A 7,197-nucleotide genomic window follows, 5' to 3' on the forward strand; every position below is an offset into this window, starting at 1 on the left:
GGCCAGCCCCTCGCGCAGCGCGAAGCGGTGCAGGCCGCGCACGGCGCTGGCCGCGCGGGCGGCGGAGGAGACCGCCAGCGGCGGGTGCGCGTCGTCGCCGGCGCGCAGCCGGGCCAGGTGCGATTCGACGACGCCGGCGCCGACCGACGCGAGGTCGGCGATGCCGGCGTCCGCCAGGGTCGCGAGGTAGCGGTCCAGGTCCCGGCGGTACGAGGCGAGGGTGTTCGCGGACAGGCCCCGCTCGACGGTGAGGTGGTCGAGGTAGCCGCGCACGGCACGGCGCAGGGCCGGCGCGGGCTGCTCGCCCGCGCCGGCCCCGTCCGCGATGCCGGTCAGCCCGCCACCGCTCAGGCGAGCACGTCGGCCAGCGGGAGCACGTCCATGCCGTGCGACTCGGCGACCGGGCCGTAGGTGACCCGCCCGTCGTGGGTGTTCAGACCCAGCGCCAGCGCCGGGTCGCGGCGCAGCGCCTCGCGCCAGCCCTGGTTGGCCAGCTCCAGGGCGTACGGCAGGGTGACGTTGGTCAGCGCGTAGGTGCTGGTGTTCGGCACCGCGCCGGGCATGTTCGCCACGCAGTAGAAGATCGACTCGTGGACCTTGTAGACCGGGTCGGCGTGCGTGGTGGGGCGCGAGTCCTCGAAGCAGCCGCCCTGGTCGATGGCGATGTCGACGAGCACGCTGCCCGGCTTCATCCGCGAGACCAGCTCGTTGGAGATCAGGGTCGGCGCCTTGGCGCCGGGCACCAGCACCGCGCCGATGACCAGGTCGGCGTCGAGCACGGCCCGCTCGATCTCGTACGCGTTGGAGGCGACAGTCTGCAGGTGGCCCCGGTAGATGGCGTCGGCCTGGCGCAGCCGGGCGACGTTCTTGTCCAGCAGCAGCACCTCGGACTGCAGGCCCAGCGCGATCGCGGCGGCGTTCATGCCGGAGACGCCGGCGCCGATGACCACGGTCTTGGCCGCGTACACGCCGGAGACGCCGCCGGGCAGCACCCCGCGGCCACCACCGGTACGCATCATGTAGAAGGCGCCCACCTGCGGGGCGAGCCGGCCGGCCACCTCGGACATCGGGGCGAGCAGCGGCAACGACCGGTCCGGCAGCTCGACGGTCTCGTACGCGATGCCGGTGACCTTGCGGTCGATCAGCGCGTCGGTGCACTCCTTGGAGGCGGCCAGGTGCAGGTAGGTGAAGAGCACCTGCCCCTCGCGCATCCGGTGGTACTCCTCGGCGATCGGCTCCTTGACCTTGAGCACCAGCTCGGCGGTGTCCCACACCTCGTCGGCGGTGGGCAGGATCGTGGCGCCCGCCGCGGCGAACTCCTCGTCGCTGATGCTGGAGCCGACCCCGGCGCCGGACTCGACGAAGACCTGGTGACCGCTGCGGGTGAACTCGTTGACGCCCGCCGGCGTGATCGCCACGCGGTACTCGTGGTTCTTGACCTCGCGTGGGATTCCGACCTTCACGATGCAGACACCTCTCTTCGGGGCTGCTCTCCCCCGACTGCTCGGTGCCGCGACGGCCCCATTGCCACCGCGGTCCACCGGTCCCGCCGGCGGCAGTCTAGGCGCGCCCGGCCCCACCACGGGCCAGCACAGTGGCATCCGGTGCCGGGGTGACCTGACGGAGTGTCAGGGCATCGACCGGGCCGGCGGTGGGAGGCAACCTCAGCCGTCAGGACAATGTTCACCCATTATCGTCCCATCTGGTGAGTACCGCTGCGGACAGCGGGCGAGTGGATCACTAGTGTGTCCGCCCATGACCACTCCTCCTTACCAGCCGGGGTACGCCCCCGGTTACTCCGACAAGAGCAAGGTCGTCGCGGGCATCCTCGGCATCCTGCTCGGCACCTTCGGCGCCGGTCGGTTCTACACCGGACACACCAAGATCGCCGTGCTGCAGCTCGTGGTGAGCCTCGTGACCTGCGGCTTCGGCGCGCTCTGGGGCCTCATCGACGGCATCCTCATCCTGGTCAACGGCGGCACGGACGCCCAGGGCCGGCCGCTGCGCGACTGATCCACCGGAACGCCAAAGGGCCCCGCGGCGAACCGCGGGGCCCTTTGGCGCGTACCCCTCGCCGGCTGGACCGGCGGTGATCCTCAGCGCGGCAGCGGTGCGTCCGCGGGGCGCAGCACCGACCAGCCGGCGTCCCGGGCGCGGGCCGCGGCCAGCAGCCCGGCCACCGCGGATGCGTTGGTGATCTCGCCGGCCAGAACCATGCCGACGGCCTCGTCCAGGTCGATCCGGACGACCTGCAGGTCGGCCTCCTCGTCGCGGCGGTCGTGGCGCTCACCGGCCGGCACGTCGGCCAGGTCCCGCGCCAGGTACACCCGGACCAGCTCGTTGGTGAAACCGGGCGAGCTGTGCAGGTCGACCAGCACGTCGATCCGCCCGGCGGTGAGGTCGGCCTCCTCGGCCAACTCCCGCAGCGCGGCCGCCGGCAACTCCTCGCCGGAGACGTCCATGAGCCCGGCCGGCAGCTCCCACAGGTGCCGGCCGACCGGATGCCGGTACTGCCGGATCAGCACCACCTGGCCGACGTCGTCGAGCGCCACCACGGCCACCGCCCCGACGTGCCGCACGAGGTCACGCGCGGCGGTCCCGCCGCCGGGCATGGTGACCTCCTCGCTGACCACGGTGAAGATCCGGCCCCGGTAACGCTCCTCGCGCGAGCGCACCTCGTAGCGGTGCTCGACGGCGCTTCGCGCCGCGCTGCTGTGCCCGTTGGCTCGCTCGCTGCGCTCGCTCACGACGCGGACGACGCCTTCGTCGCGGCGCCGTTGCGGGCCGCCCGGCGCGTCGTCGGGGCCTCCGTCGCCGCGTCCAGGTCGACCGGCAGCTGGTCGGCCTGCGAGTACGTCACGGCGGCCTTGACGAACGAGGCGAACAGCGGGTGCGGGCGGGTGGGGCGGCTCTTCAACTCCGGGTGCGCCTGGGTGGCCACGAAGAACGGGTGCAGGCCCCGGTCCAGCTCGATGAACTCGACCAGCCGGCCGTCCGGCGAGGTGCCGGAGATGAGCAGACCCGCCTTGGTCAGCGCGTCGCGGTAGGCGTTGTTCACCTCGTAGCGGTGCCGGTGCCGCTCACTGATGTCGGTGCTGCCGTACGCCTCGGCGACGATGGAGCCCTCGGTCAGCGTCGCCGGGTACGCCCCGAGCCGCATGGTGCCGCCCAGGTCGCCCTTGCCCGCGACGATGTCCTCCTGGTCGGCCATCGTGGCGATGACCGGGTGCGCGGCCTGCTCGTCGAACTCCAGCGAGTTGGCGCCGTCCAGGCCGGCCAGGTGCCGGGCCACGTCGATGGTCATGCACTGCAGGCCGAGGCAGAGGCCGAGCAGCGGGATGCCGTTCTCGCGGGCGTACCGGGCGGTGCCGATCTTGCCCTCGATGCCGCGCACCCCGAAACCGCCCGGGATGAGGATGCCGTCCACGCCGGCCAGGGCCGCCGCGGCGCCGGCCGGGGTGACGCACTCGTCGCTGGGCACCCAGCGCAGCTGCACCCGGGCCCGGTGGCCGAACCCGGCCGCGCGGATCGCCTCGCTCACCGACAGGTACGCGTCCGGCAGGTCGACGTACTTGCCGACCACCGCGACGGTGACCGTGTGCCGAGGCCGGTGCACCCGCTCCAGCAGGTCGTCCCAGCTGGTCCAGTCCACGTCCCGAAAGGAGAGCCCGAGCCGGCGCACCACGTACGCGTCCAGCCCCTCACGGTGCAGCACCTTCGGGATGTCGTAGATGCTCGGCGCGTCCGGCGCGGCGACGACCGCCTCGGCGTCCACGTCGCAGTAGAGCGACAGCTTCTCCTTGAGCTTCTCCGGAATCTCCCGGTCGCAGCGCAGCACGATCGCGTCCGGCTGGATACCGATGTTGCGCAGCTGCGCCACCGAGTGCTGGGTCGGCTTGGTCTTCAGCTCACCCGACGGCGCGAGGTAGGGCACCAGCGAGACGTGCAGGTAGAAGCAGTTGTCCCGACCCAGGTCGTGGCGCACCTGGCGGATCGCCTCCAGGAACGGCAGCGACTCGATGTCGCCGACCGTGCCGCCGACCTCGGTGATCACCACGTCGGGGACGTGGCCGTCGTCGTCCGGCTCGCCCATTGCCAGGATCCGGGACTTGATCTCATTGGTGATGTGCGGGATGACCTGGACGGTGTCGCCCAGGTACTCGCCGCGCCGCTCCTTGGCGATCACGTCGGAGTAGATCTGGCCCGTGGTGACGTTCGCCTTGCCGGACAACGCCCGGTCCAGGAAACGCTCGTAGTGGCCGACGTCGAGGTCGGTCTCGGCGCCGTCCTCGGTGACGAAGACCTCGCCGTGCTGGAACGGGTTCATCGTCCCCGGGTCGACGTTGAGGTAGGGGTCGAGCTTCTGCATCACGACGCGCAGCCCGCGCGCGGTCAACAGGTTGCCGAGGCTGGAGGCGGTGAGGCCCTTACCCAGCGAGGAGGCGACGCCCCCGGTGACGAAAATGTGCCTGGTCGTCCGTGCTGATGGGGCCAAGGCCTGCTCCCGTGTCGTCTGTCGCGGTCATGCAGACCGCCGTGCTTGATCAGCAAAGTGATCACGCGATCCACGGGATTCCACGGTAACACCTCCCGGACGGGTACTCGCAGGCCGCACCCGGGGTGGCACCCCGCGGGGGCGCCACGACGGCGTCCCGGCGCTCAGGGAGCGGCAACCTCGGTCGATGATCGGGTGATCTGCCGGGGCGGTCGCGCCACCGTCGGCGCGGTGTCCGCCGGGTCGACCGGTCCTTGCGCCGACGCCGCCTGCGCCGTCTGCGCCGTCTGCGCCGCCTCCGCCGCCTCCGCCGACGGGGCGTCCGGCGTCGGCTCCGGCGCGGCAGGACCGTCCAGCTTCGGCTCCGCCGGGTCGGCGGGCTCCCGGTCGGCCGGCGTGGCCGGGTTCGGGGTCCGTCCGACCCTTGCGGGCGGGCCGCTGATCGGGCGGGGATGCACCGCGCCCAGTGGCCCACCACCGCCGGTCGGGCCGTCACCCCCACCGGCCGGCCCGCTGCCGCCGAAACCGGAATCGTCGTCGGCGGCGTCGTCGCGGGTGCGCACCCCGACCGGGCGGGTACGGTCCGCGGCGTGCCCGAGCACCCGCAGCGAGGCCAGCGCGGCCATCGGCACCACCACCGCGGCGGCGGCGCCGGCGACGTCCAGCGCCGCGCCGTCGGGCACGCCGCCGAGCACCGCGGCGACCGCGGTGCCGGCCAGCGCGGCCCGCACGGCCGGGTAGATGCCGAACAGGCGCGTCAGCCCGCCCCACGGCTGCAACAGGGCGAACCACACCAGCAGGGCGCCGGCCAGGGCCAGCACGGTCAGCGGGCTGTTGACCAGCGTCTCGAAGTTCGCGGTGCTGGACCGGTGCACGGTGAACCCGCCGGTGCCGTCGCCCACGGCGGACAGGAACCGGCCCAGGCTGCCCCGCTCCGCCGGCGCACGGCGCAGGTCCACCACCGCGAAGCCGATACCGACCGCCAGGGCGGCCATGGTGGCCCAGGCCAGCCTGCTGATCGTCAGCCAGCCGCCGGCGCTGATCGCGGCGGCCACGCTCAGCCCGGCGGTCAGCGCGATCGCGCCGACCGGGTCGGCGCCCAGGTACGGGCTGCCGACCACCACGACGGCCAGACCGCCGACGGCCACCATCACCGCCGGCCGCCAGGTGCGGTGCACCCGCTGGGCGAGCCAGCCCGCGCTCAGCAGCGCGCCGGCCAGGAACACCCCCAACCCGACCGTGCTCAGGCCGGAGTACCGGCCACCCTGCAACGCGGAGTAGCCGACCACGCCGTTGAGCTGGAGCCGGGCCCCGGTGAGCACGTCCAGCCCGACGACGAGGGCGGTGAGGCCGCCCACCGCGCCGAACGGGCCGAGGGTGCCGGCGTACCCGGGGACGAACCGGACCGCCGCGGTGCCGGCGGCCACCAGCAGCGCGGTTACCCCGGCGAAGATCCAACCCGGGTGCCCGCCGCGCCACCAGGGCACCGCGTCGGCGAGCAGCGCGGCCGGCACGGTCAACGCCGCGGCCACCAGCAGCAGCTCGACCACCGCCACGACCCGCGCGGGCGCCGGTGTGGGCCCGGCCGGCCCGGCGTGCGGGCGGGCCCGACGCAGCAGCGGCAACACCGCCAGGGCCAGCAGCACCTGCAACCCGGCGAGCAGGGTGAAGAACCAGCCGGAGACGCTGCGCTGCGCGGCCGCCTCCCGGTCCGCGTCGGCCGGCGCGGTGATCGCCTCGGCCAGGTCGGCCGGGCGGCCGCCGGTGCTCAGCGCCGGCCGGCCGAGAAAGAGCCGGTCCGGCATCGGCCGGCCCAGCGCGGCCAGCGCGGTCGGCGCGAGGTCGACAAGTTGCAGGTATCCGTCGCGGCCGGTGCTGGCCGAGGTGAGCCAGCCCCGCTCCCAGCCCGGCCCGTCGGCGACCGCCACGTGCAGTCGGGACGGCTGGGCGGTGTCGGAGATCCCGGCGACCAGCACCAGCGACCGCGGCGGCCGGGCGGCCAGCACCCGGGCCAGCTGGGCGTCCGCCGCGCGGGCCGCCACGGCGCGCGCCGCCGGGTCGGTCCCGTCGACCGTGCCGAGGTCGACGATGCTCAGCACGCACGAGCCGAGCAGCGGGCGCGGATCGGCCGGCAGCCCCGAGGCGTACCGGTCGACGCGGCCGAACGGTCGGGCGGCGGCCACGGCCGCACCCGGACCGACCGCGACCGAGCAGCGCACCGACTCCGACAGCGACCCGGGCATGGTGCCCCAGGGCAGCTGCTGCTGGTTGTACTGGACCACGCTCTCCTGGTCGGGCAGATTCGCGCCGATGCCGTCCGGCTGCTCCACGGCCACCCCGCCCGGCGGGCAGGCGCCGGCCTGCCGGCTGCCGTTCCACCCGGCGAAGCTGCCCGCGCCCAGGGTCAGCCAGCCGTCCACCGGGCAGGTGGGTCGGTGCGCGGAACGCACCGACAGCGAGCCGATCGAGCCGTCCTGCGCCATCCGCCACAGTGTCGGGGTGCTCTGCGGGTCCACGTCCTCCCAGCGCAGGCCGGCGACCCCGGCGAGCACCACGAAGTCGGCGGTGCGCTGCGCCCCCCCCCCCCCCCCCCCCCCCCCCCCCCCCCCCCCCCCCCCCCCCCCCCCCCCCCCCCCCCCCCCCCCCCCCCCCCCCCCCCCCCCCCCCCCCCCCCCCCCCCCCCCCCCCCCCCCCCCCCCCCC

At 74.5% G+C, this 7,197-nt stretch carries 5 protein-coding genes and 1 pseudogene; 1 reads left to right on the forward strand and 5 read right to left on the reverse strand.

All coding sequences use genetic code 11. The features are described from left to right. Together EAD98_RS29390 and ald are read right to left on the reverse strand one after the other, a co-directional pair. The coding region (locus tag EAD98_RS29390; RefSeq protein ID WP_158609854.1) for a site-specific integrase at positions 1-327 on the reverse strand (327 nt) is incomplete at its 3' end. A gap of 20 nt (positions 328-347) precedes the next feature. Then, positions 348-1,463, reverse strand: a complete 1,116-nt coding sequence (gene ald / locus EAD98_RS29395; RefSeq protein WP_121657210.1) for an alanine dehydrogenase — start codon at positions 1,461-1,463, stop codon at positions 348-350. 226 nt (positions 1,464-1,689) lie between these two features. On the opposite strand from ald, the gene EAD98_RS29400 reads away from it, so the two are divergent. Beyond that, a complete protein-coding gene (locus EAD98_RS29400; protein ID WP_368666183.1) occupies positions 1,690-2,013 on the forward strand; it encodes a TM2 domain-containing protein in 324 nt (107 codons plus the stop codon). A gap of 83 nt (positions 2,014-2,096) precedes the next feature. Here EAD98_RS29400 and EAD98_RS29405 read toward each other — a convergent pair whose 3' ends face one another. The 3 genes and pseudogenes from EAD98_RS29405 to EAD98_RS29420 form a co-directional block, all read right to left on the reverse strand. Further along, positions 2,097-2,747 (reverse strand): NUDIX hydrolase, encoded by a 651-nt coding sequence (locus EAD98_RS29405; RefSeq protein ID WP_121657211.1) that lies wholly within the window; start codon positions 2,745-2,747, stop codon positions 2,097-2,099. Beyond that, positions 2,744-4,495, reverse strand: a complete 1,752-nt coding sequence (locus tag EAD98_RS29410; RefSeq protein WP_121657212.1) for a CTP synthase — start codon at positions 4,493-4,495, stop codon at positions 2,744-2,746. The genes EAD98_RS29405 and EAD98_RS29410 overlap by 4 nt, the downstream gene beginning before the upstream one ends. A 164-nt stretch (positions 4,496-4,659) precedes the next feature. After that, a pseudogene (locus EAD98_RS29420) lies at positions 4,660-7,068 on the reverse strand (hypothetical protein); the annotation flags it as partial. Between the last annotated feature and the right edge of the window lie 129 nt (positions 7,069-7,197).

This window comes from Micromonospora sp. CV4, assembly GCF_003667455.1.
GTDB lineage: Bacteria > Actinomycetota > Actinomycetes > Mycobacteriales > Micromonosporaceae > Micromonospora.